Source organism: Bradyrhizobium sp. CCBAU 53351, from assembly GCF_015291745.1.
GTDB lineage: Bacteria > Pseudomonadota > Alphaproteobacteria > Rhizobiales > Xanthobacteraceae > Bradyrhizobium.
Genome location: NZ_CP030059.1, coordinates 5,386,805 through 5,412,714, shown reverse-complemented (window position 1 = coordinate 5,412,714; position 25,910 = coordinate 5,386,805). Strand labels below are relative to the sequence as shown.

Below are 25,910 nucleotides of genomic sequence, written 5' to 3'. Positions count from 1 at the left end.
CGGGCAAAACACCGGCATATTGGCATCATCGAAAAGAGTTTGGTTCAGCCCGCGCGGAGCGATCCGTGGCGGGTTTTGTTTTGCCGGCCGAGCTTCAGCAGATGCCGGTGGTTCGCTGCATGACGTCGGCGAGTTCCTCGAACGAGAACGGTTTTCTGATCATCGGCAGGCCGCCGCGCCGCGGCTCGCGGCCGGAGAGTTGCAGGATCTTCAGCTCCGGCTTGCGGCGTCGCGCGAGCTCGGCCAGCTCATGACCGTCCATGCCGGGCATGTTGATGTCGGTGATGAGAATGGAGATTTTCTGGTTTTGCCGGAGACGGTCGAGCGCGTCCGCGCCGCTGTCGGCGCTGATCACCTCGCAGCCGAGCTCTTCCAGCATGTCGACGACCACGTCGAGCACGGCGGGATCGTCGTCTACAACCAGGACGGTGTGGGTCATCGCACAAGACGTTCCTTCTGACGGGGGAACAACGCGTGTGTCGCAGGGGAAGTTCCTGCTGGCCTAGTCGTCCTTCGACAAATCGCCGGGCTTGGTAGGAAGCTCGATGGTGCCGCCGTCGCCGTGCACGAGGTCGCGGCCGCTGTCCGCAGGCTCGCCGGCGTCTTCGATGATCGCCTCCTGCAGATCGCGCGCCTTGTCGAGGCGCGGCTTGTTATCGCTGCGCGGGCCGGCACCTGCCCTGTTGCGCGAGGTTTGCGGTGATGTCGCCTTGGATGTCATCGGCTGATCCTCCTGACGGGCTAACTTTGGCCGCGCCGGTAAGTTCGTTTGACACGTCGGGCAAAACACCGGCATCATGACATCATCGAGACGAGTTTGATTGACCCGCGCGGACATCATCCGCTGCGGGTTTTTTCGTCTCGATTCCAGAAATCGGACGGTGGCCGCGCATCCGGCCACGCACTCGACGTCATGTTCATGGAGCGCCGATCGGCGCGCCGCCGTCCGAACCATTGCTGGCCGTGCACGCGCGAACGTGCCGGCCCGTGGCGCAGGGGCCGATGGCCCGCGCCGCTGCGGTCTCCGGAAGACACGGAGATAGGGTTCGCGCCCGAAACGATCGCGCTTCGCCTGGCGCGATCTGCCGCGCATTTTCTTCGCATGGAGGGATGATGACTGCCTATCTGATCTCGCTCGCGCTCGCGGGTCTCGTTACCATCGTGCTGTGGGAGATGGTGTCATGAGCGAAGACGTCGAACACGGGCCCGCCGGCGAGCCGTCTCCCCCACCGGCGACGAAGCCAAGGTCCAGGGCGCGCACGCCGGCCGACATTCGCGCGCTGGCGCGGGGGCACACGAGGACGGCGCTGAAGGTGCTCGTCGGCATCATGCGCAGCGATGACGCCACGCCCGCCGTGCGCCTCTCGGCGGCCAACGCGCTCCTCGATCGCGGCTGGGGCAAGGCCGCCCAGCCGATCGAGGGCGGCGAAGACGGCGCCGTCGAAACGATCCACCGGGTCGAGCGCATCATCGTGCGCCCGGACGACGCACCCGGCGGAGGAGAACGAGGGTGAGAACGACAGAACCTCACCAGGTCGTCATGGCGTCTTTCATCGAATTCTGCACAATCGCGACCTTGAATCGTCGGAATTGTTCGTGATTCAGGCTGGGCTGTCCGACTTTGCGGAGGGGCCAATGTGGACGAAGGAGAGCCGCGGTCACTGCAACCCCGGCCGGCGACGCGATCCCGGCGATTTGACAGATGAGAGATCGGCGTCGGCAGGGCCGTTGATTGCATCAGCCAAGCGCGGGAGCAATCAGTCCGGGGAGGCCGGTCATGGACACTGAGTCATTGCTCGAGGCGATCCCTACGATCAATTATCTCGCAACCGCCGCGTCCATCGTGTGCGTGCTTCCAACAGCTAAGTTTCCTCGAGCCGCTGCTGAAACCTGCGCGCCACAAGGGTTAAGGTCGCTGCGACAATGCAGCCTCAGGTCAAAAGGCTCGTCTGAACACGAACCATCCGGAATTGCGGTCTCCCGTGAATGGTGTCGTTGAGCGCGCCGGTGACGATCAGTGGGGGGCGATCTCGATCAGGGACAATAGCGGCTTGCGGCACCAGATACTCCATACCAACGCGCGGCACGTTAAGGTGGGCGATGTAGTTGCGGCGGGTCAGGTGATTGGCGCGATGGGTAACACCGGTCTTTTTGATAAGAAGGGCAATCGGGGGCAGCACCACGTCCATTATCAAATCAAGGATCCCGCAGGCAATGTTCTTGACCCTGGCGCGTTTGCTGATGCGCTGGGACCGTTCGATCCAATTCCTGCGCCGGCTTACATCCCGGAGTATCAGCGTTATCTGCAAAACGCGCATATGGTGCCGGGGACCCGCCCCGAAGATGTGCGGGTCTTGACGAGAATGCCTGCAGCAACCCCGAACCGATCCGGGTTCGACACAAAGCCGCCGAAGATTTCGAACGTCGGCCCCGCATCCACGCTCCCACCAGCCGCGCAGAAACAGCTCGGAGGGCTCTTCGGGCTTTGGCCGCCATTCTCTGAAAACCCGATCTCTCCTGACCTGAGCCAAACCCGGCAAGGACAATCTGAAACCCCCGACCGCGAAGACTGGTCCGCGATGTGGCGCAGGCGCACCGGCCTGCCCTAGGGCGAGCGAGCGTAGCCATTGTCCATCCTGAAAATTCCAACGGCGAAGATCTTCGAGCCGCTGCTGAAACCTGCGCGCTACAAGGGCGTTTATGGCGGACGCGGCTCGGGGAAATCGCATTTCTTCGGCGAACTCCTGGTCGAGACCTGCCAGGCCGAGCGCGGCACGCTCGCGGTCTGCATTCGCGAGGCACAGCGCACGCTGGCTCAATCGTCCAAGCGTCTGATCGAGGGCAAGATCGCGAGCCTGAGGCTCGGCCACGGCTTCAAGCTGTTCAGCGACAAGATCGAGACGCCCGGCGACGGGCTCATCATCTTCCGCGGACTTCAGGCCAATCTGGTCGTCTCCTTCTACTTCGCCAAGCGCGGCTTCGAGAATGTCGCGAGGATCATCAAGCGGTGAAGATTCTGGACGAAGAGATTCGGGTGATTGTCGCGCAGACACTGGCCGAGCAGCAAAAGGTTCAGCAGGAGAGTGTCGACGCGATCGTATTGAAGGCGGTGGCATCAGTCCTGGCCTCATTCGGGATCGAAGACGATGACCGGAAAGAACTCAGAGCCGATTTCCAGCACCTGCGGCGCTGGCGAAAGAGCGTTGAACAGGCGCAGAGTTACACTTTCAAGGCTGTGATCACGGTCATCGCCACCGGTTTGATGGGGGCTGTCTGGCTCGGCGTCAAAGTCGTGCTGGGCAAGTGAGCCTTGATCGCCATGGAGTCGCAGGTCGCGCACCCGCAATGGCCCCTGCCAATAGGCTATCCCCATGTACAGAATTCGGATCGTCGACGCGGACGATGACGAGACTGCCGAAACCCTCGGCGATTTGCACCGGCTGACATTCTTCGATGGGGCCGTCATGCCGCAGTTCGACTCGGGGGCGTGGTGGATCGCCTACCACGATGATGATGCAGTCGCCTTCGCTGGCGTCGTACCGTCCACGCATGCGCGCAATAGCGGGTATTTCTGCCGGGTCGGAGTCTTGCAGCGGCACTGGGGACGGGGACTCCAACTCAGGCTGATGCGGGCGATCGAAGTGCGAGCGCGACGCCTTGGATGGGACAGCATCGTCTCCGATACGACGGACAATCCGGTGTCTGCCAACAATTTCATGCACGCAGGGTATCGGCTTTACGAGCCCGAGGCGCCCTGGGCCTGGTCGCATACGCTTTATTGGCGAAAGTGGCTGCGCTGAACGATTGGACCGGGTTTCCCGTCATGCGGAACGCGGCTCTCTCGAACCGGAATGGCTGCGAAACACGCCAAGCCTTCGTACGCTCGAAAATGTCTAACGGCCCGGCAGCTTGACCGCTGCCGGGCCGTTTTTGCGTTCGGATGAAGGGAGCGAGGCACTTGCGAAGTCGGCGGCGCCGGGCTTTAAGTTTGCTCTTACAGGAAATTCGGCGGCAATAAGCCGATGTAAGGAGCGCGATCGATGCCCACCAAGCCTCAATTGCCGGAACGTTCTTCGCGAGGGATGGGAGGGCCGACTGCGCTCGATGGTCTCCTGGTCGTCGATTTCACCCGTGTCGTTGCCGGGCCGGCCTGCACGCAGACGCTCGCCGATTTTGGCGCGCATGTCATCAAGATCGAGAATCCCGACGGCGGCGACGACACGCGCGCCTATGAGCACGCCGAGATCGGCGGGGAGAGCGCCGCCTATCTCAGCCTGAACCGCAACAAGCGCGGCATCGCGCTCGACCTTTCCGTGCCGGAAGCCCGCGAGATCGCGTTGGATCTGATCCGCAAGGCGGACGTGGTCGTCGAGAATTTCTCAAGCGGGGTCATGAAGAAGTTCGGGCTCGACTATGGGGCCGTCGCATCACTCAATCCAAGGCTGGTCTATTGCTCGATCTCCGCCTACGGGCGCTCTGGACCGTTTGCCTCGCGCCCTGGATTCGATCCCATCACGCAGGCGGAGAGCGGCTTCATGTCGCTCAACGGATTTGCCGACGGCCCGGCGGTTCGAACCGGCCCGCCCATCGTGGACATGGCGACGGGAATGTCTGCCTGTAACGCCATCCTGTTGGCGCTGCTCGCGCGGGACCGGCTCGGCCGCGGGCAACATGTCGAAGTCGCTCTATTCGATATCGCAATGGGGATGACTGGCTTCTACGGTATGGCCTATCTCATCAACGGCGAAAACCCCGGCCGGTTCGGCAATTCGCCGAGTGGGTCTCCGACCGTCGGCGTTTATGAAGCCTCTGACGGGCCACTCTACATGGCTTGCGCCAACGACAGGCTCTATCGCCGGCTCGTGGTCGAGGTGTTCAACCGTCCAGATCTCATCTCCGAGCCGCAGTTTGCAACGCGCAAGGCCCGGTCCGAGAACAAGGAGCTGTTGCGCGCGGCCATCGCGGAGGTCTTTGCCAGCGATACTCTCGAGAACTGGATGGCGAAGATGAAGCAGGCCAATATTCCGGTCGGCTATCTCCGGACGGTCGAAGAGGGGTTCAACGCCCCCGAGGCTCGCGAGCGCCAGCGCTTGAACCGGATTGCGCATCCGACGGCGGAATGGGTGCCCAACATCGAGCCGCCGATCACCATGAGCCTGACCGGTGCAGTCGATCCCGTCGCGGCCCCGCTGCTGGGCGAGCATACCGAGGACGTCTTGCGTAATATTCTCGGTTATGACGAGCGTCGGATCACGGAATTCACGCGGAAGGCAGTCTTTGGCGCGAGCAAGCCTTCGACGGGCTAGGCCCGCGCGGTTAGTCCCTATAGCACGAAGCTCCGCGGCTTGCGGACCGATGCCTGGCCGCATTGGCTTGATTTGACGAAGGGGTGGCCGCATAAATACGTAAAGTGAGGGACACGAATGGCGCCTGGTCGAAAGCCGAGCATGGGTCAGCCCACCGGGGCGGAAGCCGGCGAACGCGCCCATGAGGACATGATTGCGAAGGCTCGGGCTCTCGTGCCGCGACTACGCGAGCGGGCTGCGCGGACGGAGGAGCTGCGGCACCTCCCGCCGGAGACCGAACGTGATCTCCACGATGCCGGATTGTTTCGAATGCTCCAACCTGCACGGATCGGGGGGGCCGAGCTCGATTATGTCGCACTCGTCGACTGTGCCGAGTTGCTCGGACAAGCGGATGCGTCGGTCGCCTGGAATCTCGCAAATCTGGCGAGCCATCACTGGATGCTCGGCATGTTCGAGCAGAAGGCGCAGGAGCTGGTCTGGAGCCGTGATCCGGACGTGCTGATCGCATCCTCGTTCATTTTTCCCGCCGGACGCGCGACGAAAGTCGAGGGCGGATACCAGCTGCGCGGCAGCTGGCCCTTCTCCTCCGGCGTTGCCTCGTGTGAATGGAACATGCTTGCGAGCGTGGTCTACTCTGACGACGAGGCGGATGGCATCGAGTATCGCATCTTCCTGTTGCCCAAAGGCGACTACACCGTGTTGGACACCTGGAATGTCGCGGGACTGCGGGGGACCGGATCTTGCGACGTGGAGGTAAGGGACGCATTTGTGGCGGACCATATGACGGTCGCTGTCGGCGATCTCGCCGGTGGCCCGACACCGGGAAGCAAGATCAATCCAAATCCGCTCTATGCGCTCCCTGTCTTCTCGCTGTTCCCGTACGTCCTCTCCGGTGTCGCACTGGGAAACGCGCAGGCATGCCTCGACGATTATACCGAAGTCGCACGTCATCGTATTTCAACCTACAACCGTGCCAAATTGAGTGACTTTCAGAGCACCCAGATCAAGATCGCGGAGGCCTCGGCGAAGATCGACGCCGCGCGCCTGATCATGCGGTCGGCGTGCCTCGATGCTATGGAGGACGCGCGGCGCGGGCACACGCCCGACATGGCGACCAAGACCCGATATCGACGTGACGGATCTTTTTCAGTGAACTTGTGTACGGACGCGGTCTCGATGCTGTTTGCCGCGAGTGGCGCGCGCGGCCTGTTCACGACCGGCGTGTTGCAGCGGCAATTCCGCGATGCTCACGCGATCAACTCGCATCTCGCCTTCAATTTCGATGCGGCCGGGACCAATTATGGACGCGTGGCGCTGGGCCTGCCGTCCGAGAATCTCACGCTGTGAGGCCGGCTGATGAATGATCTGCCGAGGCAGCCGGCCAGCCCCGATCCCGCCAATGAGTTCGCGAGCGACAGCTCGTCGATCGATCCGCGCGACTTTCGCAACGCGCTGGGAACCTATGCAACGGGCGTAACGATCATCACCGCCGCGGCGCCCGACGGCAAGCCCTACGGCCTGACCTGCAATTCGTTCGCTTCCGTTTCGCTCAATCCTCCGCTGGTGCTGTGGAGCCTCGTCGTCTATTCATCGAGCCTCACCATTTTTCAGAACGCCAGCCATTTCACCGTCAACGTGCTTGGCGCTTCGCAGCAGGCTCTCGCGAGCAAGTTCGCCAAATCCTCGGACGACAAGTTTACCGGTGTAGACTGGACGCCGGGGCTCGGCAACGCGCCGGTGCTTGCCGAGAGCGTCGCCAACTTTCAATGCCGCTCCGTGAACCGCTATTATGGCGGCGACCACGTGATCTTTCTCGGTGCGGTCGAGGCCTATACCTATAACACGACGGAGCCGCTGCTCTTCGCGCGGGGGGCGTTCGGAAGATTTCTCGCGGACGACGAGCGCAAGAAGTTACCCTAGCGTGCGTCGGGTCGCGCTCGACTGCTTAGCGGTCTGTTCCTGAAAGCTTGTAAATCTCCAGCGCGTCCGCTTCCGCGCCGCGCGCGGCCTTGGCCAGCCGGAAAAGCTGTCCCGCAAGCGAAGCCATCGGCACCGGCGTCGACGTCGCCTGTGCCACGTCGGCGACCGTATCGAGATCCTTGAGCATCGTGGCAATGTGCCCCAGCGGTGGCGAGTGAATGCCTTGAACCATCCGCGGCACGAAGAGCTGCAGCGGAATGGAGTCCGCAAAGCCGCCGGCAAGCGCTTCGGGCAGGCGATTGGCATCAATCCCGGCGTTGACGGCGAAGCGCGTGGCCTCCGCCAGCACGGCCATCGCGCAACCAACGATCACCTGATTGCACAGCTTGGTGGTCTGGCCGGCGCCGGTCGGGCCCATGTGGGTGAGCCTGCGCGCCATGGCGAGCACATAAGGGCGTACCCGCTCGATATCGTCCGCCTGTCCGCCGGCCATGATCGCAAGCGAGCCTTCCTCGGCACCCTTCGTCCCGCCGGACACCGGTGCATCGATCCAGCCGGCGCCATTGGCGTCTTTCAGGCGCTTGGCGAGATCGCGTGCCGCGTCGGGGTGTATCGATGAAAAGTCAACGACGAGCTTGCCGGCGCCGGGCGCCGCTGCCAGCCCTTCCGGTCCGAAGATCACCTCCTCAACCGCGGCTGCGTCCGTCACGCACATGAAGACGATATCGGAGTTCACCAGGAGATCGCGAGGTGTGACTGCGCGCTTGGCGTCGGCTTCGAGGAGCGGCGCCACCTTGCCCTCCGAGCGGTTCCAGACGGTCACCTGATAACCGGCCCCGAGCAGGCGCCGGGCCATCGGCGTTCCCATCAGCCCCAGGCCGAGATAGCCGAGTCTCTCGGCGCCTTGCGGGTTTGCCTTGCTCGCATCAGCCATAGGTTGCCTCCCTCTGTCGCAGTGCGACGCCGCCTTACCATACATGGCGCATCGGACGGCAAAACCGCTTGGTTCGCATGGCTTGCCTGAATGTTTGAACCATGAAACATTTGAGGCGATCGGGTTGGGTGGCGCCCGTCGGCGCCGGAGCAGCGGAGTGGGCACGATGCGAACCGTTTCGAAGTGGATCCTGGCTTTGGGGACAGCGGCCGCCGTGAGTGCGGGGGTAAGCCCATTATGGGCGCAGCAGACGATCCGCGTCGGCTGGACGATTCCGGCCGAGGAATCCAAGTACTGGATGATGCGCCGCCCGGCCGAATTTCCCAATCTCGGCAAGGCCTACAACATCGAATGGACCCAATTCCAGGGCACCGCGCCGATGACGCAGGCTCTGGCCGCCGGCGCGCTGGACTGCGCGACGCAGGCGCCACTGTCGCTGTCCAACGGTGTGGTGGGCGGCAATCTCAAAGCCTACATCGTCGCGCAGCACGTGTTCGAGAAGCCCGGTGGTTTCTCGGTCTATTGGGCCGTCAAGGATGACTCGCCCATCAAGACAATCGCCGACCTCAAGGGCAAGACGGTCGGCATTTCCGTGATCGGCGGCGGCACGCAAGGTCCGTTCAATCTGCTCCTGAAGCGGAATGGCGTCGATCCCGCCAAGGACATCAAGCTGGTCGAGGTCGGTTTCGCGGTCTCCGAAGATGCGCTGCGACAGGGCCGCGTCGATGCGGTCAACATGAATCAGCCGTTTGCCGCACGCGCGGAAGCGAAGGGCGGCACGAGGAAGCTGTTCTCACTGTCGGAGGCCATGCCGAACATCGTGCACATCCTGGAAGCCTGCCGCGCCGATTTCGTCGACAAGAACCCTGAGGTGGTCAAGGCCTATGTCCGCGATATCACCTCGGGCATGAAGAAGGCACTGGCGAACCGCGAAGAGACCCTCAAGGTCGTCAATGAAGTGCTGAAGGCGCCTATTCCCGTGCTCGAGACGTACCTGCTCAAGGACAACGATTTCGGGCGTGATCCAGGCGCGGCGCCGAATTTCCCAGCGATCCAGAAGATGCTGGATATCTACGCGGAGACCGGAATGCTGCCGAAATTGGATGTCGCGCAGTTCAAGCATCCGACGATCGTCGCTCCGCTGGAGTAGGCGGGCGAACCATCCGAATAAGAAGGTCGTGAGGCACGAAGAAGTTGCGCGCATGAAGAAGTTGCGATCACGGGTGACGACAGACGGCCTCGACCGGGCGCCGCATCGGGCCTTCATGCGCGCCATGGGTCTCGACGACGCTGCGATTGCCAAGCCGATGGTTGGTGTCGTCAGCATGAAGGGCGAGCAGACGCCCTGCAATATGACCCACGACTTCCAGGTGGCTGCAGCCAAAACCGGCATCGAGGAAGCCGGTGGCACGCCGCGCGAGTTCTCGACCGTGTCGGTCTCTGACGGCATCAGCATGAACCACGAGGGCATGAAGTTCTCGCTGTTTTCGCGCGAACTGATCGCCGACTCCATCGAAGCTGTCGTCCATGGTCTGGCCTATGATGCGCTGATCGGATACGGCGGATGCGACAAGACGCTTCCCGGCGTGATGATGGGCATGGTTCGCTGCAACGTGCCGTCCATCTTCATCTACGGCGGCAGCGCGCTGCCGGGGCGCGTGGATGGGCGTACGCTGACGGTGCTCGACTCCTATGAAGCCGTCGGCAGTTTCATGACCGGCGAGATCGACGGCGCCACGCTCGAGCGGATCGAGCGGGCCTGCCTGCCCACGGTCGGCGCGTGCGCCGGCCAGTTCACCGCGAACACCATGGGCATGGTCTCGGAAGCGATGGGGCTGACCATTCCCAACGTCTCGATGGTGCCGGGCGTCTATGCCGAGCGTGCGCAGATCTCGCGGCGGGCGGGGCGCCTCATCATGCAGATGCTGGAGCGCGGCGGGCCTTTGCCGCGTGACATCGTGACGCGGAAGTCGCTCGAGAATGGCGCGGCGATCGTCGCGGCGACGGGCGGCTCGACCAACGCCGCGCTGCATCTGCCTGCGATCGCGAACGAGGCCGGTATTGCCTTCACCATCGATGACGTTGGGGAGGTCTTTGCCAGGACGCCGCTGATCGGAAACCTGCGCCCCGGAGGCAAATACACGGCAAAGGATGTCTATGACATCGGCGGCGCCGCCGTGGTGATCCGCGAACTGATCCAGAGCGGACACATCGATGGCAGCTGCATCACCATCACAGGGCGTACGCTCGCCGAAGAATACGGCGCGGCGAACGCGCCGGACGGCGAGGTGGTTTACGCGTCCCGTGCCCCGATCATGCCCGATGGCGGCGTGGCAGTGCTGAAGGGTAATCTCTGCCCGGACGGCGCAGTGATCAAGGTTGCCGGCCTGAACAGCCAGCTCTTCGAAGGCGTGGCGCGCGTGTTCGAGGATGAGGAAACCTGCGTCAAAGCGGTTCGCGATCGCACATACGCGGCGGGTGAGGTTCTCGTGATCCGCAACGAGGGACCGGTCGGCGGTCCCGGCATGCGTGAGATGCTCGGCGTCACCGCGCTGATCTACGGGCAGGGCATGGGCGAAAAGGTGGCGCTGATCACTGATGGCCGATTCTCCGGCGCCACCCGTGGCATGTGCATCGGCTACGTGGCTCCCGAAGCCTTTGTCGGCGGGCCGCTGGCGCTCGTTCGTGATGGGGACAGGATCCGGATCGATGCCGCAAACCGGCGGATGGATGTCCTGCTCGATGAGCAGGAACTCGCCGCACGGCGACGCGACTGGAAGCAGCGTCCGCCGCGTCACCGCGCAGGCGCTCTTGCAAAATATGCGCGGCTGGTTGGGCAGGCGCCAGGCGGAGCCGTGACGCACGAAGGTCCCGCAGAATGGCCGTGGTTCGAATGACGCGCCGCACGGGTGCGAAAACGGCCGCCGGTCTGGCAGGTTTCTTGCTAAGCTCGTGTCTCACGGTAAGGCGAGCGACGGAATGACGGCAGTGCTGGCGAGATCAAGCGAACGGGTGAGTCCGGTGACATCGGAAAGGCCGGCATCTGCAATCATCGAGATCGACTGCGTCTCGCAGGTCTTTCAGACCTCGGCGCGCAAAGACCACGTTGCGCTTTCGGATATCTCGCTGACGATTGAGGAGGGCGCTTTCGTCTCCATCCTTGGTCCGTCGGGCTGCGGCAAGTCGACCCTGCTTTATATCGTCGGCGGCTTTGTCAGCCCGACCCGCGGCGCGGCGAAGATGAAGGGACAGGCGATCACAGGCCCCGGTCCGGATCGTGGCCCGGTGTTCCAGGAGTTTGCGCTGTTTCCCTGGAAGACAGTGCTTGGCAACGTCATGTATGGCCCGCGCCAGCAGGGCGTTCGCGCCACCGAGGCTGAGGCACAGAGCCGGGCGTTGATCGAGATGGTCGGCCTCAAGGGTTACGAAAACTTCTATCCGAAGGAGCTGTCAGGCGGCATGAAGCAGCGCGTGGCGTTGGCGCGGACGCTTGCCTATCATCCCGAAGTCCTGCTGATGGATGAGCCGTTCGGAGCGCTTGACGCGCACACAAGGACGCGCCTGCAGAACGACCTTCTCAACATCTGGGAACGCGACCGCAAGACGGTGCTGTTCGTTACCCATTCGGTCGACGAAGCAGTCTTCCTGTCCGACAAGGTCGTGATGATGTCGAAATCTCCCGGCCGCATCCGCGAGGTCATCGACATCGATCTGCCGCGGCCGCGCCGCCGCAGCGAGCTGTTGCTCGACCCGCGCTATCAGAAATATGTCGTCGATATCGAGCGCATGTTCGATGAAAGCGATGAAATCGGGCCTGCCTCATGATGTCGCCGGCCGCTTTCACCAGACGCGCCGCTCCGGTGCTGGCCTGCATCGGGCTGCTCGCGGTGTGGCAGGTGGCCTCGCTCGCGCTGAAGAACGACAGTTTTCCGACGGCCATCGAGGCGATCCGGGCCATTCCGGATATTCTCGGTGACAGGGAATCCCTGATCAACATCCTGGCTTCGCTTCGCCGCATGGCGTTCGGATTTGGCGTGGCCGTGCTGGTTTCGATTCCGCTGGGCCTGTTGATGGGACGCAGCCGAAGCGTTGCTGCCTTCTTCAATCCGCTCCTGATGGTGATTTACCCCGTGCCGAAGGCCGCCTTGATGCCGATCATCATGCTGTGGCTGGGCGTCGGTGACATCACCAAGACATTGGTGATCTTTCTCGGCGTCAGCCTTCCCGTGATCTATCACAGTTTTGAGGGCGCCAAGGCGGTCGAAGAGAAGATGCTGTGGTCAGGTGCCGCGATGGGGCTGTCACCGGCGCAGCGCCTGGTGCGGATCGTGCTGCCCGCGGCGCTGCCGGAGATCCTCACCGGCTGCCGTACGGGACTTGTGCTGGCGCTGATCACGATGATCACCAGCGAGATGATCGCCCGTCAGTCCGGCGCCGGCAACATCTTGTTCAATGCGCTCGACATGGGTCAATACGACACCGTATTCGCGATGATCATCATCGTAGGCGCAATGGGCATTTGTTTCGATGCGATTTTCGAGAAGGTTCGGGCCCGGCTTGTGCGTTGGTCCGAGCCTCAGTTCGACTTGCCGCTGAGCTTCTCGTAATGGCACGCTTTTTGTCCCCGAACATCCTCCTTGGAATCGCCCCGATCGTCCTGATCGTCGCCCTTTGGCAAGGGTTGGTGTCATTCGGCTTTGCGCCGGCGGTCTTGTTGCCGCCGCCGGGCTTCGTCTTCAACCGGTTGCTCCAGCAGCTCGCGACGTGGACGTTCCAACAGGAGATTGTGGCAACCCTCATTCGGCTGTTTGCCGGCTTTGCGATCGCGGTCGTGCTCGGCGTCAGTCTCGGCATTGCGGCCGCCGCCAGTCCCGCGATCAATGCCGTGGTCCGGCCGATCGTACGCGTCCTGGCCCCATTGCCCAAGGTCGCGCTCTATCCGGCGCTCCTGCTCTTGCTCGGATTTGGCCATGGGTCGAAGATAAGCTTGGTGACCGCGGACGCGCTCTTTCCCATTCTGCTTTCGACCTATTACGGTGCGTCGACCGTCGAGCAGAAATTGATCTGGTCGGCCATGGCGGCGGGGACGCGGCGCACCGAAATCCTGTTCAAGGTCGTACTGCCGGCAGCGATGCCATCGATCCTGACCGGATGCCGGATCGGACTTGTCATTTCGTGCATCGTGGTGTTCTTGGCCGAGATGATCACGTCGACGGACGGATTGGGACACGCGCTCGTGACTGCGGCCCGAACCTTTCAGGCCGTCGACATGTTCGTGCCGCTGATCACGATCTCGCTGTTGGGATTGATCCTGAACGCCCTGCTGGGCGCGCTGCGGTCGTACCTCTTGCGCGGCTTCCCAGAAGCGTGATCCGACCGAAAAAGAAACAAGACCGGGAGTGAGCCATGCTGGCAGATCGCATCGAGGCAAAATGGATCGACGCATTCTGCGAGATTTTCGAACGATGCGCCGTCAAGGCTGGCGATACCGCTGCAATTCTCTCAGAGACCCAGTCGCGTGCGCTGAATGTGCACTTGGCGGAGCTCGCACTGCTGCGCATGGGCGCGCGGCCGTTTCATGTGGTGATGCCGACGCCGCGTAACCGGAATATCGTCCCGGTTCGTTCCACCGGCGCCAGCGAGGCGATCCAGAAGCTCGGTCCGGTCATCAGTGCGCTGCAACAGGCGGGCTTCGTGGTGGATTGCACCATCGAAGGCTTGATGCACGCGGTGGAGACGCCGGAGATCCTCAAGGCCGGCGCGCGCATCCTGGTGATCTCCAACGAGCATCCCGAGGCGCTGGAGCGGATGGTGCCGGATTCCGCGCTGGAGAAGCGCGTTCGGGCCGCGGCGAAGATGCTGCGTGGGACCAAGCGGATGCGCGTGACCTCGAAGGCCGGCACGGCGCTCGACGTCGATATGGTCGGTGCCTCCACCGTCGGCGTATGGGGCTGGACCGACAAGCCCGGCACGCTGGCGCATTGGCCTGGAGGCATTGTCGTCAGCTTTCCCAAGAGTGGGACCATCAACGGCACGCTGGTGATGGCGCCAGGCGACATCAATCTCACGTTCAAGCGCTATCTGGCGTCGGCAGTGAAGATGACGTTGAAGGACGACTATGTCGTCGAGCTGGAAGGCGAGGGGACGGATGCCGCGATGATGCGCGCCTACCTTGCCGCCTGGGGCGACCGCGAGGCCTATGCCGTGTCGCATGTCGGCTTCGGCATGAACCCTGGCGCGCGCTACGAAGCGCTGTCGATGTACGACCAGCGCGACACCAACGGGACGGAGATCCGTGCAGTCTCCGGCAATTTCCTGTTCTCGACCGGCGCCAACGAATTCGCCGGCCGCTACACGGCGGGGCATTTCGATCTGCCGATGATGGGAACGACGATCGAGCTCGATGGCGTTGCCGTGGTCCGGGAGGGCGTGCTCCAGGATATTTTCGGCTAGTTGCGGTCAAGCACCGGCGGGCGGGCCAGCTCGAAGTGGCGGAGCAGGTCGACCATGGCCTGGAGCCGCTTGACGCGGTAGGCATCGACGTCCATCCCGGAATAATCGAGAAAGCCTGCGCCCGTGCGCAGGCCGATCCGTCCCTCATGCATGTTGCGTGAAATGACGTCCGGCGCGCGATAGCGGTCGCTACCGAGTGCGCCTTCGAGATAGCGGCTTGCGTAATAGAGGATGTCGCCGCCGCCCCAGTCGATGAATTCGAGCAGGCCGAGCACGGCGTAGCGGAAGCCGAAGCCGTAGCGGATCGCCTTGTCGATCTCCTCCGCGCTGGCGACACCTTCCTCGACCATGCGTGCGGCCTCGTTCATCGCCAGCGCCTGGATGCGCGGAACGATGAAGCCGGGCGTCGCGGCGCAGACCACCGGCACCTTGCCGATGCCTTCGAGCAGAGCCTTGACCTCGTCGACGATGGCGGGATCGGTGGCATTCCCGGGCGAAATCTCGACAAGCGGGATCAGATAGGCCGGATTGAGCCAGTGCACGTTGAGGAAGCGGCGGGGGTTCACGATCGCGCCGGAGAGATCGTCGACGAGGATGGTCGACGTCGTCGATGCGATGATGGCGTCAGGGCTGACCTGCTTCGAAGCCGCCCCCAGCACTTCGCGCTTGAGCTCGACGACCTCAGGAACCCCTTCGAAGATCATGCCGGCTTCTGCCAATGCTGCGCCGCTCTCGCTCGCTGGCACCACCGTCACGCGCGCGATCAGCGGATCGACATCTGCGTCGGTCAGCAGCCCCAGCTTCGACAGGCTGGCGAATGTCTTCCTGACCTCGCCGAGCGCGTCTGCTTCCAGCTTGGCAAAGTCCTCCGTGGAGCGAGCCTTGACGTCGATCATCGTGATCCTGTGACCGGCATAGGCGAACGCGACGGCGATGCCGCGGCCCATGCGGCCAGCGCCGAGACAAGCAATATTGGCGCGATGGGTCATCGGTCAGAAGCCATTGCGAAGCAGCGTCTGCAATTCAGCTTTGCCGAGATTGTCGAGCCCCAGCGTCTCGAGGGTCCGGCCACCTCGCGCAAAATCCTCGCCGCAGACTGCGCCGCCGATCGATAAAAACGCCTTGGCCAATGGGGTGGCCACGCCAGCCAGGCCGGCGACGGACACCAGCAGCGACAACCCAAGACGCAAATCCTCCCGCATATAGCGGTGCTCGGTCAACACGATCCGTTCGCGCCAATCGCCGGAATCGGTCAGCCGGTCGTGCGAGCCGCGGCCGTACATCCAGATCTCGCCCTCCCTGGCGTAATGATGAGCGAGCGGAAAATGCGGCGCGCCATAGCCGAGCGCTTCGCGAACGGCGATCCGTTCGGCGTCGAGCGCGTCCGTGACCCGCCGGATCGCCGCTTGCGTGCCTTCCTTGTGGATGTCCCAGCGCTCGAAATGCTCGATCGGGCCGACGTTCATCACGATCAGCGGCGGATGGATGATCGGGCCGGCATTCATCAGTGCGCCGGACAATGCGTCTCCGCACGGCTCGATCGCATCGGGGAAAGCCCGCCCGATCACTTCGAGCGCGTGCGGCGCCTGGTCGAGCGGGAACACGCCGACCGGCAGCCGCTTGGCGCGGATGGTGATGGCGACCTCGAACGGTCCGTGCTTGCGCGTCAGCCAGGGCAGGGTACCGGTTTCGGCAAAGCTTGCCTTTGCATGGTTGCCCGCATCCCGCGCCGCCTGGGCGAAGATCATCGAGCCGAATGTCGCCGGCGGCAAGAAGACGACCTGACCATCCCGCAGATGCGGGGCGAGCAGGTGAGCGATATCCGCTTGCGCGAAGGCAGGAGCCGGACACACGATCAGCTCGGTGCCGTCGACGGCCTCGGCCATATCGTTCGTGACCAGCGCGAGTTTCACGTCGTGGCGGCCGTTGTGATCCTTCACCAGGATGCCCGAGCCGGCCGAACGATGTGCCGCGACCTGTGCGGCATCGCGGCGCCAAAGCCGCACCTCATGCCCGGACAGCGCAAAATCGCCTGCGGCCGCGAAGGAGCCGTTCCCCCCACCCAGAACTGCGATCTTCAAGATGCTTCTCCTTGCGCGCGTGACTGCGCATCGAGTTGCTTCAGCAGGAAATGCTGGACCTTGCCCAGCGCCGTCCGCGGCAGGTCGGTGACGAAAACGATGTCGCGCGGCACCTTGTAACGGGCGAGCTGCGCCTGGACGTGCGTTCTGAGCTCATCCGCGTCGAGCCGGCAGCCGGATTTGCGGATCACATAAGCAACGGGGACCTCGTCCCAGCGCGGATCGGGCCGTCCGATCACGGCGCATTCGCTGACATCGGGGTGTTCGAGCAGGACGCGCTCGACCTCGGCCGGGTAGACGTTTTCTCCGCCCGAAATGATCATGTTCTTCTTGCGGTCGCGCACCCAGAAATGGCCGTCGGCATCGCACAGGCCGATATCGCCGGTGCGATACCAGCCGTCGTGCAATGCGTCGCGCGTGGCGGTCTCATTGCCCCAATATTCGAAGAACACGTTGGGGCCACGCACCGCGATCTCGCCCGGTGTGCCCGCGGGTACTTCGCTGCCGGAATGATCGACCACCCTGGCTTCGCAGCACAGGCCGGCGAGGCCGGTCGATCCCGGCCGCGACAGATCGCCGCCGAGCCGCGTGTAGATGGCGATCGGGCAGGTCTCCGTCGATCCGTAGACCTGGAGCACTGGGACATCTCGAGCGACGAAGCGCTCGATCAGGTGTGGTGGGACGATGGTCGACCCGGTGGCGACGGCCTTGAGCGATGAAAGATCAGTGGCTGTCCAGGCCGGATGCTCGCTCACCGCCTGGATGATGGCAGGCACCATTACGGTGAGCGTCGGCCGCTCTTGTTCTATGGTCGCAAGCGCGGTATCCGGCGTGAAGCGCGCGTGCACCGTAACGGTCGCGCCCAGCTGCAGCGCGGGCGTGGTTTGGATGTTGAGACCGCCGACGTGGAAGAACGGCAGCACGGTCAGCACATGATCGTCCGACGTCATGTTGTGCATGTGCTGGCTCATGACGCCGTTCCAGAACAGCGCCTCCTGGCGCAGCACCGCGCCCTTCGGCCGTCCAGTCGTCCCCGATGTGTAGACGATCAGCAGGGGACATGAGAGATCCGTGTGCGGGTTTCGGCTGGTGCCGTCACTGCGCGTCAGCAGACCTTCAAACGTCATGCCGCGAGGCGGCGCAAAGTCGAGGCCGACAACGGACGTCCCCGGTGCGAGCTCGGAAAGGACGCTTGCAAATGCCTGTTCGAGCACCAGCACCTTGGCGCTCGCGTCGGTGAGAATGAAGAGCTGCTCAGCGACGGCGAGCCGCCAGTTCAGCGGCACCAGCATCGCCCCCAGCCGTGCGCAGGCATAAAGCAGAACCAGATAATCCGGCCGGTTCAGGCTGAGGATGGCGACGCGGTCGCCGCGGCCGACGCCGAGTTCCTGCTTCAACGCCGTTGCGGTCCGCTCGATGCGCGCGGCGAACGCCGCATAGCTCAGCCGTTCGCCCTCGAAGACAATGGCCGTCTTGCCTGGCGAGAACGCCGCGTTGCGATCGATCAGACTGCAGAGATCCACCGTCAGTCGTCCGTCTCGCCGGCCTCGTACAGCGCCTCGCGCCCGATCCGGTCGAGGCAGAGCTCGGCGGTCCAGGGCAGCATCAGCGAGCCGCAACGGCTGTCGCGATAGATCCGCTCCAGCGGCAGCGAGCGGAGCATGGCCTGGCCGCCGCAGGTTCGGATCGCGAGCGCGGCGAGCTCATTGGCGCCCTCCATCACCGAGTATTGTGCGGCATAGGCCCGCAACACCTGTTCCTTGCTCGGATTGGCGCAGGCCTCGGTGACGGCCTGGAACCAGATCGCCTTGATCTGCTCGAGCTTGATCTGCATCTGCGCGACCGCGATCTGCTTGGTCGGATACATCCGGCGCTTGACCGGCGGCATGCCCGGCACCTCGCCGCGCAGATAGCGCACGGTGAAATCATAGGCGGCTTGCGCCAGGCCCATATAGGTTGGCGACAGAGTCAGAAACATGTGCGGCCAGCGCATCGCGGCCTGGAAGTAGACGCCGCGCGGCATCAGCGCGGAATCCTCCGAGACGAACACATCCTTGAACAGCAGTGTGCGCGACACCGTTCCGCGCATGCCGAGCGGGTCCCAGTCGCCGACAACCGAGACGCCTTCCGATTTGGCCGATATCGCGAGGTAAAGCGTGTTGCGGCGAGACGCCTTCTCACCTTCCTCGATCTCGGTGCAGAGCACGCCGTAATAGTCGGCGTGGCCCGAGAGAGACGCAAAAATCTTCTTGCCGTTGACGATCCAGCCGCCCGCGACTGGCCTCGCTTCGGTGCCGAACGCGACGCCGCCCGCAGCCGCCGCGCCGCCTTCCGAGAAAGGCTGCGAATAGATCGCTCCATCCTCGACGATGCGCTTGTAATGGATCGCGCGCCGTCGTTCGTGCTCGGCGCGAGTGTCCGCATCCATGTCGAGATCGTCAGCGAGTGGGCCCGACCAGAGGGTCGAGCAGACGTGCATGTTCCAGGTCAGTGCAGTCGCGCCGCAATAGCGGCCGATCTCGGCGGCTGCGAGCGCGTAAGTCTGGTAGTTTGCGCCGAGTCCGCCATGCTTCTTGGGAACGGCAATGCCGAGCAGGCCGACGCGGTGCAAATCGCGATAGTTCTCTGACGGAAAGATTGCCTCGCGATCGTAGGTGGCGGCGCGGTCGGCAAACACGGTCTGCCCGATCTCTCTTGCGCGGGCAATGATGCCGGCCTGCTCGTCGCTGAGGCGGAAAGCCACGGGATCGAAGATCGGGGCGTCCAGCGCGACCTTGCCGGTCGTGCCGATCGTCTTGCTGACTTGCATGGTCATCGCGCAGTCACCTTACGCTTTGGTCGTGACGGAATTCAGGAAGCGGCCGAGTGCCTCGTCGAAGGCATCAGGACGCTCGAGATTGGCGAGATGGCCGACGCCGGCGAGCTCGACATATTCGGCCCCCGGGATGTAGGTCGCCGTCTTTGCCATCATCGGCGCGGGCGCGTTGTTGTCTCTGGATCCTGACAGCAACAATGTCGGAACCGAGATATCCTTCAGCGCGCCGCGCTCGTCAAAGCCTATAAGAGCGAGCATCATGGCGCGATAGCTTGCCTCCGGCACGCTTGCCATGCACTCGCGCGCAAGCTCCATCCCTCGGGGATCCGGATCATCGCCGACGAGTTCCTTCACCAGCGACGGCGCCAGCGAGGTCATCGTCTCGCCGCGGTCGAGCGGGCCGAGCCGCGCTGCGATGAACGATTTCTGCCAGTCGCCATCGGCCTTGCCGAAAGCGGGGCTGGTCTGCGCCAGCACAACCGCGCGTGCCAATTTCGGGGATTGCGCCAGCCATTTCTGGACGATCATGCCGCCGATGGAATGGCCGACCAGAATGGGTCTGGTTGCACCGAGTTGCTCGATGAATTGTTGGAGCGCCTCCGCCAGGGCAGTGATGCTGACGCTGGCCAGCGGCGCCGATCCGCCATAGCCCGGCATGTCCCATGCGATTGCGCGGAAGCGGCTGCCGAAGGTGGCAAGCTGCCGTCGCCAGGCGCGTGCCGCGCCGCCGATGCCATGCAGGAAGATCAGAGGGATGGCGCCCGGGTCGCCGGCGGCTTCATAGGCGAAACCTCCGTCCTTTGTTATCATCGGCACAGGCTGCGACACGCGACATCCTTTTGCTTAGGCTCCGATGCTAACAGGCCTTTCGGGGATGGGAAGCGATAATTTTATACTTAAAGCAATTTTCGGGCCGCCTTCGTGTCGTGGCATTCGCGAGCGGAAGGCGGCATTCATTGCAAAAATTTGAAGGTTAAAATATATCGGAGGAACGATCACCAGGATCCGAGGGAGCCCGCGCATGTCCGGATTGCCGCACTCGCCGCACGCGCTGGTGACCGGTGGCGGTCGCGGCATCGGCCGCGCGATCGCGGCGGCTCTCGTCGGCGCCGGCGCCACCGTGACGATCGTCGGCCGGAACGCCGCGGTCCTCAACGACGCCGTCAATGCAGACGCTGCGCATTTTGCGGCTGCCGCCGACGTCGCGAACGAGGCCACCCTGCAAGCCGCCATCGCCGAGGCCCATGCGCGCAAGCCGATCGATATCCTGATCGCCAATGCCGGCAGCGCTGAATCTGCGCCATTCGCGAAATCGGACGGCGCCCTGTTCGCACGCATGATGGACATCAATTTCATGGGCGTGGTTCATGCCATCCACGGCGTGCTGCCGGGGATGAAGGATCGTCCCTATGGCCGCATCGTCGTGATTGCGTCGACGGCGGGGCTCAAAGGCTATGCCTATGTCAGCGCGTACACGGCGGCCAAGCACGCAGCCGTTGGTCTGGTTCGTTCACTTGCCCTCGAGCTGGCGGGCAGCAACGTGACCGTGAATGCGGTGTGCCCAGGGTTCACCGACACGGATCTCGTCGCCGGCAGCATCGACAACATCATGAAGAAGACGGGACGGAGCCGCGAACAGGCGATCGCCGAGCTTGCCAAGCACAATCCGCAAGGACGGCTGATCGCGCCTCAAGAGGTGGCGGACGCCGTGCTTTGGCTGTGCGGCAAGGGCGCCGGCGCGATCACCGGGCAGGCGATCGCAGTTGCAGGCGGCGAAATCTAGCGCGCGAACAAACACCTGAGGAGATCGCATGAGCAGACCAGCCAATCCCGTCACCGTGCCGCTCGCGGATTACTCGCCGCAGCACTTCCTTTTGGCCGTGGTCGACGGCGTTGCGACGGTCACGCTCAATCGGCCCGAACGAAAGAATCCGCTGACGTTCGAGAGCTATCGGGAATTGACCGATTTCTTCCGCGCCTGCGCGTTTGACGACGAGGTCAAGTCCATCGTCGTCACTGGCGCCGGTGGTAATTTCTCGTCCGGCGGGGATGTATTCGAGATCATCGGCCCGTTGGTGAAGATGGATACCAAGGGGCTGACCGCTTTCACGCGCATGACCGGCGACCTCGTCAAGGCGATGCGGGCCTGCCCGCAGCCGATCGTGGCCGCCGTCGAGGGCATCTGTGCCGGCGCCGGGGCGATCGTGGCCATGGCCTCGGACATGCGTCTCGTGGCGAGCGGCGCCAAGGTCGCGTTCCTGTTCAACAAGGTCGGCTTGGCCGGCTGCGACATGGGCGCCTGTGCGATCCTGCCGCGGATCATCGGACAGTCCCGCGCCTCCGAGCTGCTCTACACCGGCCGCTTCATGACCGCGGAGGAGGGCGAGCGCTGGGGCTTTTTCAGCCGTATCGTCACCCCCGAGCAGGTGCTGCCCCAGGCGCAGCTGCTGGCCAAGCAGATCGCGGAAGGGCCGACCTTCGCCAACACCATGACCAAGCGGATGCTGGCCATGGAATGGGCGATGTCGGTGGAGGAGGCGATCGAAGCGGAGGCTGTTGCCCAGGCCCTGTGCATGACCACGGCTGATTTCGAGCGCGCCTTCGAGGCCTTCGCCAACAAGGTCAAGCCGGTCTTCAGGGGCGATTAAGCCGGCTTTTCGTCTGGCCTCGCCGCCAACGGGGACTTGCGCGAAATTATTTTATGCTTAAAATAGTTTCCGTGGCCGGTTGAATTGGCGAGGCTCCCATGAAAGTCGCGATCATCGGTGGTGGACCTGCGGGTCTCTACGCTGCGATCCTGCTGAAAAAGCAGCGCCCTGGCGCCGACATCACCGTGTATGAGCGCAACCGGGCCGACGACACGTTCGGCTTCGGCGTGGTGTTCTCCGATGCCACGCTGGACAATTTCGAAAAGCACGATCTGCCGAGCTATCGCCGCATCACCCAGGAGTTCGCGTACTGGGACGATATCGCCGTGCATTTCCGCGGCACCGTGCACCGGGTCGGCGGCAACGGCTTTTGCGGCTGCTCGCGGCGCAAGCTGCTTCTGATCTTGCAGGACCGAGCCCGCGAGCTCGGCGTCGCCCTGCACTTCGAGGCGGACGTCGACGACGAATCCCGCTTCGCCGATGCCGATCTCGTCCTGATCGCCGACGGCATCAACAGCCGGTTTCGCGAGAAATACCTCGATCATTTCCAGCCGGAGGTCGACGTCCGCTCCAACAAATTCGCCTGGATGGGCTCGACCAGACCGCTCGACGCCTTCACCTTCATCTTCCAGGAGACCGAGTGGGGCCCGTTCATCGCCCACGCCTATCAATATGAGGTCGGACACTCGACCTGGATTTTTGAGACCGATCCTGAGACCTTCGAGCGGGCCGGCCTGACCGGGCTGGACGAGACCCAGTCCGCCGCGCGCATGGCCGAGATTTTCGACTGGTTCCTCGATGGGCACAAGCTGCTCACCAATCGCTCGATGTGGCGCAATTTCCCGATGATCCGCAGCAAGCGCTGGGTCAAGGACAACATGGTGCTGCTCGGCGATGCCAAGGCGAGCGCGCATTTTTCGATCGGTTCTGGCACCAAGCTCGCGATGGAAGACGCCATCGCCTTGGCGGAAGCGATGGAGAAGGCTCCCAGCATCAAGGCGGCGCTCGATGTCTACGAGCACGGCCGCCGCGAGGAGGTCGAGAAGACCCAGCACGCCGCCGACGTCTCCCTGGTCTGGTTCGAGCATGTCGACCGCTTCTGGGATTTCGATCCCGTGCAGTTTGCCTTCGGCGTGATGACGCGCTCGAAGGCGATCACCTACGATAATCTCAAGCTTCGCGCGCCGGATTTCGTGGCCGAAGTCGAAAAGTCCTTTGCAAAGCAGGTCCGCGACAGCGGCTTCGATGTCGATACCCAAAAGCCGACGGTGCCGCTGTTCCAGCCGTTCCGGCTGCGTGAGATGGAGATCGCCAATCGCGCCGTGATGTCGCCGATGTGCATGTATTCGGCCAAGGAGGGTGTGCCGACCGATTTTCACCTCGTGCACTACGGCTCGCGTGCGATCGGCGGTGCCGGCCTGATCTTCACGGAGATGACCTGCGTCAGCCGCGAGGCCCGCATCACGCCCGGCTGCGCGGGTCTGTGGAACGACGAGCAGGAGACCGCCTGGCGGCGCATCGTGGATTTCGTCCACGGCAATTCGGCCGCCAAGATCTGCCTGCAACTCGGCCACGCCGGCCGCAAGGGTGCGACCAAGCTGATGTGGGACGGCATGGATCGTCCGCTGGACGAAGGCGGTTGGGACGTGGTCTCGGCTTCCCCGCTGCCCTATTTCCCCGACAGCCAAGTGCCGCGCGAACTCGGCCGCGCCGGCATGAACGAGGTGAGGGACGCCTTCGTCGCGGCGGCCGAGCGCGGCGAGCGCTGCGGCTTCGACATGTTGGAGTTGCACTGCGCCCACGGCTATCTGCTCGCGAGCTTCATTTCGCCACTGACCAACACCCGGACCGACGCGTACGGCGGCTCGCTCGAAAATCGTCTGCGGTTCCCGCTTGAGATCTTTGAAGCGCTCCGCGCGGTCTGGCCGTCGCATAAGCCGATGTCGGTGCGTATCTCCGCGACCGATTGGGCGGAAGGTGGCATCAATGGCGACGACGCCGTTGCCATCGCGCGCGCCTTTGCCGAGGCGGGTGTCGATCTCGTCGACGTCTCGACCGGCCAGACCGTGCGGGATGCGCAGCCGGTCTACGGCCGTATGTTCCAGACGCCGTTCTCGGATCAGGTCCGCAACGAGGCGCGCGTGGCCACGATGTGCGTCGGCAACATCACGACAGCGGACCAGGCCAACACCATCCTGGCCGCAGGCCGAGCCGACCTCGTGGCGCTCGGCCGGCCGCATCTGGTCGATCCGTTCTTCACCATGAAAGCTGCGGCCTGGTACGGGGCAGAGAACACGTTCTGCCCGCCGCAATATATGCCCGGAAAGGATCAGGTTTTCCGCAACAGCGTGCGCGACCGGCAGGACCTGGACGAGCTGCGAATTAAGGCTAAGCCCAAGACCCGGGCCGAGCTCAAGGCGGAGGCGACAAAGCCGCTTGCGGCGGAGTGACCGCCCGTGCGACGTTAACTCGTTGCCTGTGTTTCGAGTGGAGTAAGGGCGATGAAGGCGATTATCGTCGGTGGCGGCATTGGTGGTCTCACCACGGCATTGATGCTGCGCTCGCGCGGCCTCGACTGTGAGATCTTCGAGCAGGCCGACACTATTCGGGAGCTCGGGGTAGGCATCAACACGCTGCCGCATGCCATGCGGGAGCTCGCCGGATTGGGCTTGCTTCAGAAGCTCGACGACGTCGCGATCCGTACGGATCAGCTCTATTATCTCAATCGCCACGGCCAGGAGGTCTGGCGCGAAGCGCGCGGCATCGACGCCGGCCACGACGTGCCGCAATTCTCGATCCATCGTGGCCGTCTCCAGAGCGTCATCCATCGTGCCGTCGAGGAGCGGCTTGGAGCGGACGCCATTCACACCGGCTGCCGGCTCGGCGCCTTCACGCAGGACGAGGGCGGCGTCACCGCTTACTTCTTCGATCGTGCCGGCGCGCACGTCCACACCGCCCGCGGCGACATCCTGATCGGCGCCGACGGCATCCACTCCCGCGTCCGCGACACGTTGTTCCCGAACGAGGGCCCCCCGTGCTGGAACGGCCTGATGCTGTGGCGCGGCGCGCGCGACTGGCCGCTATTCCTCACCGGCAAATCGATGATCGTGGCCGGCGGCCTCAACGCCAAGGTGGTGATCTATCCGATTGCGGAAGGATCGAGCCCGGCGAGCCGCCTCACCAATTGGGCCGTGCTGGTGAAGGTAGGCGAGGGCAATGTGCCGCCACCTCGGAAAGAGGACTGGTCGCGTCCTGGCCGACGCGAAGAGCTGATGCCGCACGTCGCGCGCTTCTCGGTGCCTTATATCGACGTGAAGAGCCTGATCTCGGCGACGCCCGAATTCTACGAATATCCGACCTGCGACCGCGATCCCTTGCCGTATTGGTCGTCCGGACGCGTGACGCTGCTGGGGGACGCCGCGCATCCCATGTATCCGGTCGGCTCCAATGGCGCCTCGCAGGCGATCCTCGACGCGCGGTGCCTTGCCGACGCGCTGGTGCGCGCCGAGCATCCGCGCCAGGCGTTGCTCGAATACGAGAAGAGGCGCCTGCCGATGACGGCCGATATCGTGCGTTCCAACCGGCGCGGCGGCCCCGAGGGCGTCATCGACACCGTCGAGCAGCTCGCGCCTGATGGCTTCGACAATGTCGACAACGTGCTGAGCTACTCCCAGCGCGAGGCCATCGTGCGCGGCTATGCCACCAAGGCAGGCTTCGCCGCCGTGCCGGGGCTTGCGGCGGTGCGCGCCTGAG

General features: G+C 63.7%; 26 protein-coding genes. 18 read left to right on the top strand and 8 right to left on the bottom strand.

The annotated features are described in order from the left end of the window. Positions 1-94: 94 nt before the first annotated feature. Both XH83_RS25665 and XH83_RS25660 read right to left on the bottom strand, forming a co-directional pair. Complete coding sequence (locus tag XH83_RS25665; RefSeq protein WP_194403482.1) at positions 95-439, bottom strand: response regulator; 345 nt, start codon at positions 437-439, stop codon at positions 95-97. Positions 440-502: 63 nt separating this feature from the next. After that, the gene (locus XH83_RS25660) at positions 503-721 is read right to left on the bottom strand and encodes a hypothetical protein (RefSeq protein ID WP_194403481.1); all 219 of its coding nucleotides are present in this window, start codon (positions 719-721) and stop codon (positions 503-505) included. A gap of 460 nt (positions 722-1,181) precedes the next feature. Between XH83_RS25660 and XH83_RS25655 the strand changes: the two genes are divergently transcribed. From XH83_RS25655 to XH83_RS25620, 8 genes are all read left to right on the top strand, one after another. Then, positions 1,182-1,514 (top strand): hypothetical protein, encoded by a 333-nt coding sequence (locus XH83_RS25655; protein WP_194403480.1) that lies wholly within the window; start codon positions 1,182-1,184, stop codon positions 1,512-1,514. 468 nt (positions 1,515-1,982) lie between these two features. After that, the gene (locus XH83_RS25650) at positions 1,983-2,609 is read left to right on the top strand and encodes a M23 family metallopeptidase (RefSeq protein WP_194403479.1); all 627 of its coding nucleotides are present in this window, start codon (positions 1,983-1,985) and stop codon (positions 2,607-2,609) included. An 18-nt stretch (positions 2,610-2,627) separates the two neighbouring features. Then, positions 2,628-3,011, top strand: a complete 384-nt coding sequence (locus XH83_RS25645; RefSeq protein WP_246776323.1) for a phage terminase large subunit — start codon at positions 2,628-2,630, stop codon at positions 3,009-3,011. Continuing rightward, positions 3,008-3,307 carry a hypothetical protein gene (locus tag XH83_RS25640; RefSeq protein ID WP_194403478.1) on the top strand — a complete coding sequence of 100 codons (300 nt, stop codon included), beginning with the start codon at positions 3,008-3,010 and terminating at the stop codon, positions 3,305-3,307. Before XH83_RS25645 ends, XH83_RS25640 begins: the two co-directional genes overlap by 4 nt. Positions 3,308-3,371: 64 nt before the next feature. After that, positions 3,372-3,800 carry a GNAT family N-acetyltransferase gene (locus XH83_RS25635; protein ID WP_194403477.1) on the top strand — a complete coding sequence of 143 codons (429 nt, stop codon included), beginning with the start codon at positions 3,372-3,374 and terminating at the stop codon, positions 3,798-3,800. 240 nt (positions 3,801-4,040) lie between these two features. Beyond that, positions 4,041-5,306: a CaiB/BaiF CoA-transferase family protein gene (locus XH83_RS25630; RefSeq protein WP_194403476.1), complete on the top strand. Its 1,266-nt coding sequence runs from the start codon at positions 4,041-4,043 to the stop codon at positions 5,304-5,306. A 141-nt stretch (positions 5,307-5,447) separates the two neighbouring features. Then, positions 5,448-6,653: an acyl-CoA dehydrogenase family protein gene (locus tag XH83_RS25625; RefSeq protein ID WP_371746143.1), complete on the top strand. Its 1,206-nt coding sequence runs from the start codon at positions 5,448-5,450 to the stop codon at positions 6,651-6,653. A gap of 9 nt (positions 6,654-6,662) precedes the next feature. Further along, complete coding sequence (locus XH83_RS25620; protein WP_194403474.1) at positions 6,663-7,226, top strand: flavin reductase family protein; 564 nt, start codon at positions 6,663-6,665, stop codon at positions 7,224-7,226. Positions 7,227-7,251: 25 nt separating this feature from the next. Here the strand turns inward: XH83_RS25620 and XH83_RS25615 are convergent, their stop codons facing one another. Beyond that, positions 7,252-8,160, bottom strand: coding sequence for an NAD(P)-dependent oxidoreductase (locus tag XH83_RS25615; RefSeq protein ID WP_194408399.1), 909 nt, complete (start codon positions 8,158-8,160; stop codon positions 7,252-7,254). A 166-nt stretch (positions 8,161-8,326) separates the two neighbouring features. On the opposite strand from XH83_RS25615, the gene XH83_RS25610 reads away from it, so the two are divergent. From XH83_RS25610 to XH83_RS25585, 6 genes are all read left to right on the top strand, one after another. Continuing rightward, the gene (locus tag XH83_RS25610) at positions 8,327-9,310 is read left to right on the top strand and encodes an ABC transporter substrate-binding protein (protein ID WP_194403473.1); all 984 of its coding nucleotides are present in this window, start codon (positions 8,327-8,329) and stop codon (positions 9,308-9,310) included. A 52-nt stretch (positions 9,311-9,362) separates the two neighbouring features. After that, a complete protein-coding gene (gene ilvD / locus XH83_RS25605) occupies positions 9,363-11,057 on the top strand; it encodes a dihydroxy-acid dehydratase (RefSeq protein ID WP_194408398.1) in 1,695 nt (564 codons plus the stop codon). Between the two features lie 82 nt (positions 11,058-11,139). Further along, complete coding sequence (locus XH83_RS25600; RefSeq protein ID WP_194403472.1) at positions 11,140-11,985, top strand: ABC transporter ATP-binding protein; 846 nt, start codon at positions 11,140-11,142, stop codon at positions 11,983-11,985. Beyond that, entirely contained in the window at positions 11,982-12,767 is a 786-nt protein-coding gene (locus XH83_RS25595; RefSeq protein ID WP_194403471.1) for an ABC transporter permease, read from the top strand. The genes XH83_RS25600 and XH83_RS25595 overlap by 4 nt, the downstream gene beginning before the upstream one ends. Beyond that, complete coding sequence (locus tag XH83_RS25590) at positions 12,767-13,531, top strand: ABC transporter permease (protein ID WP_194403470.1); 765 nt, start codon at positions 12,767-12,769, stop codon at positions 13,529-13,531. Before XH83_RS25595 ends, XH83_RS25590 begins: the two co-directional genes overlap by 1 nt. A 35-nt stretch (positions 13,532-13,566) precedes the next feature. Next, a complete protein-coding gene (locus XH83_RS25585) occupies positions 13,567-14,613 on the top strand; it encodes a peptidase M29 (RefSeq protein ID WP_194403469.1) in 1,047 nt (348 codons plus the stop codon). Here the strand turns inward: XH83_RS25585 and XH83_RS25580 are convergent. From XH83_RS25580 to XH83_RS25560, 5 genes are read right to left on the bottom strand one after another with little or no spacing between them, the layout of a single operon-like run. Beyond that, positions 14,610-15,602 (bottom strand): 3-hydroxybutyryl-CoA dehydrogenase, encoded by a 993-nt coding sequence (locus tag XH83_RS25580; RefSeq protein WP_194403468.1) that lies wholly within the window; start codon positions 15,600-15,602, stop codon positions 14,610-14,612. The two genes, XH83_RS25585 and XH83_RS25580, sit on opposite strands and share 4 nt — an antisense overlap. 3 nt (positions 15,603-15,605) lie before the next feature. Continuing rightward, on the bottom strand, positions 15,606-16,694 hold the full coding sequence (locus XH83_RS25575) for an NAD/NADP-dependent octopine/nopaline dehydrogenase family protein (protein WP_194403467.1): 1,089 nt from the start codon (positions 16,692-16,694) through the stop codon (positions 15,606-15,608). After that, the gene (locus tag XH83_RS25570) at positions 16,691-18,217 is read right to left on the bottom strand and encodes a class I adenylate-forming enzyme family protein (RefSeq protein ID WP_194403466.1); all 1,527 of its coding nucleotides are present in this window, start codon (positions 18,215-18,217) and stop codon (positions 16,691-16,693) included. Before XH83_RS25570 ends, XH83_RS25575 begins: the two co-directional genes overlap by 4 nt. A gap of 2 nt (positions 18,218-18,219) precedes the next feature. Then, on the bottom strand, positions 18,220-19,509 hold the full coding sequence (locus tag XH83_RS25565) for an acyl-CoA dehydrogenase family protein (protein WP_194403465.1): 1,290 nt from the start codon (positions 19,507-19,509) through the stop codon (positions 18,220-18,222). Between the two features lie 12 nt (positions 19,510-19,521). Continuing rightward, positions 19,522-20,337: an alpha/beta fold hydrolase gene (locus tag XH83_RS25560; RefSeq protein WP_194403464.1), complete on the bottom strand. Its 816-nt coding sequence runs from the start codon at positions 20,335-20,337 to the stop codon at positions 19,522-19,524. A gap of 193 nt (positions 20,338-20,530) precedes the next feature. Between XH83_RS25560 and XH83_RS25555 the strand changes: the two genes are divergently transcribed. The 4 genes from XH83_RS25555 (at position 20,531) to XH83_RS25540 (ending at position 25,909) form a co-directional block, all read left to right on the top strand. Beyond that, positions 20,531-21,292 carry an SDR family NAD(P)-dependent oxidoreductase gene (locus tag XH83_RS25555; protein ID WP_194403463.1) on the top strand — a complete coding sequence of 254 codons (762 nt, stop codon included), beginning with the start codon at positions 20,531-20,533 and terminating at the stop codon, positions 21,290-21,292. A 28-nt stretch (positions 21,293-21,320) separates the two neighbouring features. Beyond that, positions 21,321-22,157: an enoyl-CoA hydratase family protein gene (locus XH83_RS25550; RefSeq protein ID WP_194403462.1), complete on the top strand. Its 837-nt coding sequence runs from the start codon at positions 21,321-21,323 to the stop codon at positions 22,155-22,157. Positions 22,158-22,255: 98 nt separating this feature from the next. Continuing rightward, positions 22,256-24,607, top strand: a complete 2,352-nt coding sequence (locus tag XH83_RS25545) for a bifunctional salicylyl-CoA 5-hydroxylase/oxidoreductase (RefSeq protein ID WP_194403461.1) — start codon at positions 22,256-22,258, stop codon at positions 24,605-24,607. A 51-nt stretch (positions 24,608-24,658) separates the two neighbouring features. Continuing rightward, positions 24,659-25,909, top strand: coding sequence for a flavin-dependent oxidoreductase (locus XH83_RS25540; protein WP_194403460.1), 1,251 nt, complete (start codon positions 24,659-24,661; stop codon positions 25,907-25,909). Position 25,910: the final 1 nt, after the last annotated feature.

Excerpts from the sequence above, each read along its gene's own strand:
- XH83_RS25620 (WP_194403474.1), top strand. The coding sequence starts at position 6,663 with ATGAATGATCTGCCGAGGCAGCCGGCCAGCCCCGATCCCGCCAATGAG.
- XH83_RS25625 (WP_371746143.1), top strand. The coding sequence starts at position 5,448 with ATGGGTCAGCCCACCGGGGCGGAAGCCGGCGAACGCGCCCATGAGGAC.
- ilvD (WP_194408398.1), top strand. The coding sequence starts at position 9,363 with ATGAAGAAGTTGCGATCACGGGTGACGACAGACGGCCTCGACCGGGCG.
- XH83_RS25615 (WP_194408399.1), bottom strand. The coding sequence starts at position 8,160 with ATGGCTGATGCGAGCAAGGCAAACCCGCAAGGCGCCGAGAGACTCGGC.
- XH83_RS25665 (WP_194403482.1), bottom strand. The coding sequence starts at position 439 with ATGACCCACACCGTCCTGGTTGTAGACGACGATCCCGCCGTGCTCGAC.
- XH83_RS25600 (WP_194403472.1), top strand. The coding sequence starts at position 11,140 with ATGACGGCAGTGCTGGCGAGATCAAGCGAACGGGTGAGTCCGGTGACA.
- XH83_RS25590 (WP_194403470.1), top strand. The coding sequence starts at position 12,767 with ATGGCACGCTTTTTGTCCCCGAACATCCTCCTTGGAATCGCCCCGATC.
- XH83_RS25580 (WP_194403468.1), bottom strand. The coding sequence starts at position 15,602 with ATGACCCATCGCGCCAATATTGCTTGTCTCGGCGCTGGCCGCATGGGC.
- XH83_RS25660 (WP_194403481.1), bottom strand. The coding sequence starts at position 721 with ATGACATCCAAGGCGACATCACCGCAAACCTCGCGCAACAGGGCAGGT.
- XH83_RS25635 (WP_194403477.1), top strand. The coding sequence starts at position 3,372 with ATGTACAGAATTCGGATCGTCGACGCGGACGATGACGAGACTGCCGAA.
- XH83_RS25610 (WP_194403473.1), top strand. The coding sequence starts at position 8,327 with ATGCGAACCGTTTCGAAGTGGATCCTGGCTTTGGGGACAGCGGCCGCC.
- XH83_RS25545 (WP_194403461.1), top strand. The coding sequence starts at position 22,256 with ATGAAAGTCGCGATCATCGGTGGTGGACCTGCGGGTCTCTACGCTGCG.
- XH83_RS25585 (WP_194403469.1), top strand. The coding sequence starts at position 13,567 with ATGCTGGCAGATCGCATCGAGGCAAAATGGATCGACGCATTCTGCGAG.
- XH83_RS25655 (WP_194403480.1), top strand. The coding sequence starts at position 1,182 with ATGAGCGAAGACGTCGAACACGGGCCCGCCGGCGAGCCGTCTCCCCCA.
- XH83_RS25540 (WP_194403460.1), top strand. The coding sequence starts at position 24,659 with ATGAAGGCGATTATCGTCGGTGGCGGCATTGGTGGTCTCACCACGGCA.
- XH83_RS25555 (WP_194403463.1), top strand. The coding sequence starts at position 20,531 with ATGTCCGGATTGCCGCACTCGCCGCACGCGCTGGTGACCGGTGGCGGT.
- XH83_RS25550 (WP_194403462.1), top strand. The coding sequence starts at position 21,321 with ATGAGCAGACCAGCCAATCCCGTCACCGTGCCGCTCGCGGATTACTCG.
- XH83_RS25565 (WP_194403465.1), bottom strand. The coding sequence starts at position 19,509 with ATGACCATGCAAGTCAGCAAGACGATCGGCACGACCGGCAAGGTCGCG.
- XH83_RS25630 (WP_194403476.1), top strand. The coding sequence starts at position 4,041 with ATGCCCACCAAGCCTCAATTGCCGGAACGTTCTTCGCGAGGGATGGGA.
- XH83_RS25595 (WP_194403471.1), top strand. The coding sequence starts at position 11,982 with ATGATGTCGCCGGCCGCTTTCACCAGACGCGCCGCTCCGGTGCTGGCC.